A 2,143-nucleotide genomic window follows, 5' to 3' on the forward strand; every position below is an offset into this window, starting at 1 on the left:
TTATTTACTTATCCTGGAACTTTATGTCCCACGCTCTTTCTTATTTATTAAATAAAAATATTCTCATATATCAAGTAAAGTGACAAACTTATTTTGTATGATTAGGGTGTACTTAAAATAGACAGAATTTCATTTGATTTATATTGATGTATCTCAATATTCATTTTAATAAATTATAGTTTATGATAAATTAAGGTTAGATTTATAACATATATCTAAATAAGAAAAAGGAGCTAATTGTATGGATGTTTTAACAGTAGAACATTTAACAAAAAAGATAGGTAATAAGACTATTCTTGAGGATGTTTCTTTAAACCTAAAACGAGGACAGATTATTGGTCTTGTGGGTGCCAATGGTGCAGGAAAAACCTCTTTAATGAAAGTCATATTAGGTTATTCGAGCTATCAAGATGGGACATTTAGAATTATTGAAAATAAGAATAAAAAAAGTAATGTTGGTGCATTGATTGAAAATCCTGGAATATATCCTTTCATGTCAGGATATGACAATTTAAAACTATTAAATGAAACAAAAAATACTCACGATATTGATACAATTGTCTCTCAACTGGATATGGATGATTATATACATAACAAAGCAAAAACATATTCACTTGGTATGAAACAAAAATTAGGTATTGCAATAGCTTTTTTAAATCAACCTCAGTTAATTATTTTAGATGAACCTATGAATGGTTTAGATCCTAAGGCTGTGAGAGATGTGAGAGAACTTATTGTAAAAAAAGCACAAGAAGGAGTTACTTTTTTAATTTCTAGTCATATTTTGAGTGAATTAGTAAAAATTACAAATTCTATCCTTATCATTAACAAAGGTAAACTTGTTACTGAAACTACAGAAGAGGAATTAAATCAATATGAGGATAACGATTTAGAAAATGTATTATTAAATATCATTGATAAGGAGGATCAATCTTAAAATGGGGACTTTAATTAAACAAGAATGTTTTAAATTATGTAAAAAGAAATCAACATTTATTATACCAATTATCATTATATTATTAATGGTTGTTCAAGCTATAATTTCTAAAAATTATGATGATGTTTTTTCTCCACAATCGTCTATTGAATCAGCTTTTAGTGGATTTTCATGGTTTATCTTTTTATTAATTATTCAAGCCAGCACCATTATTTCAATGGAGTTTTATCATGGTACAATTAAAAATCTTCTCTATCGCAAATATACAAGAACAAATATTATTATCAGTAAAATTATTACATTAGTAATCTTTTCATTACTATATTTTATTATTAGCATTGTTGTAGGATTTATTTTATGGGCTATTTTCTTCAATGATATTAATCTCATTGAAAGTAAGGGGGATGAGTTATCGTTATTAAGTAAAATGTTATTAACCGGGTTAGGTACATATGTCGGAACTTGGTTAGTTTTAAGTGTCACTTTATTAATTTCATGTGCAATGAAAAGTCCTGGTGTCTCTATTGCTGTTGGTATTGTATTTTATTTTGCCACTTCAATCTTGTCAGGTATATTAACAATTATTGTAGATAAATGGGAATGGTTAAAATGGAACCCTATTAGTATGATGAATATTATGATTCAAATTGTTGACAAAAGCATGAAAAAATACACAAAATTAGAACTACATGAATTGTTTATTGGTAATATTGTTTATATTATTATTTTCTTAATTCTCGTAGTACTTGTCTTTAAAAAGAAAAATGTTTAATTTAACTCAACACACTTTATAATTTTGCATTTCTCTACTAAACAGTGTTATAATTCACTTAACAAGAGCTTCGTGCATTATATGCACCAATCCCCTCACTATTGCCGTAGTGAGGGGATTTTTAGGTGTTGGCTTAATATCGCCTATTTTTTCTTATTGTTACGTGTACGTAGCCAATGCGTAAATAACGCAACAATACAACCACTGATGACTGTGGTCGTGATGTGAACAAGAGCTTCGATCATCTGATATGCACCTCCTCTCTGCGTCTAAATTGACGCCTGAGAGATAGGCGACCTGTATATTATATCATCTCTGAATAAGGGATAATAGATAACTTCCGATAAGTCATTTTATGTAATGATAGTGAGATTCAGATCCATTTCTATGATATCTAGAGGTAAAAGAGATACTTTATAAGTATATTTCAAGTT

General features: G+C 28.1%; 3 protein-coding genes. 2 read left to right on the forward strand and 1 reads right to left on the reverse strand.

The genetic code is table 11. From position 1 onward, the window contains the following. Window positions 1–241: 241 nt before the first annotated feature. Both HMPREF2663_RS11190 and HMPREF2663_RS11195 read left to right on the forward strand, forming a co-directional pair. A complete protein-coding gene (locus tag HMPREF2663_RS11190; protein ID WP_002446823.1) occupies window positions 242–937 on the forward strand; it encodes an ABC transporter ATP-binding protein in 696 nt (231 codons plus the stop codon). Window position 938: 1 nt separating this feature from the next. Then, window positions 939–1,709, forward strand: coding sequence for an ABC transporter permease (locus HMPREF2663_RS11195; protein ID WP_002496553.1), 771 nt, complete (start codon window positions 939–941; stop codon window positions 1,707–1,709). A gap of 143 nt (window positions 1,710–1,852) precedes the next feature. Here HMPREF2663_RS11195 and HMPREF2663_RS12820 read toward each other — a convergent pair whose 3' ends face one another. Next, entirely contained in the window at window positions 1,853–1,954 is a 102-nt protein-coding gene (locus HMPREF2663_RS12820) for a type I toxin-antitoxin system Fst family toxin (RefSeq protein ID WP_002446825.1), read from the reverse strand. Window positions 1,955–2,143: the final 189 nt, after the last annotated feature.

The organism is Staphylococcus sp. HMSC077D08, from assembly GCF_001837945.1.
Classification (GTDB): Bacteria; Bacillota; Bacilli; order Staphylococcales; family Staphylococcaceae; genus Staphylococcus; species Staphylococcus epidermidis.

Bases quoted from the DNA above. Each gene is read 5' to 3' on its own strand.
- HMPREF2663_RS11190 (WP_002446823.1), top strand. From the start codon at position 242: ATGGATGTTTTAACAGTAGAACATTTAACAAAAAAGATAGGTAATAAG.
- HMPREF2663_RS11195 (WP_002496553.1), top strand. From the start codon at position 939: ATGGGGACTTTAATTAAACAAGAATGTTTTAAATTATGTAAAAAGAAA.
- HMPREF2663_RS12820 (WP_002446825.1), bottom strand. From the start codon at position 1,954: ATGATCGAAGCTCTTGTTCACATCACGACCACAGTCATCAGTGGTTGT.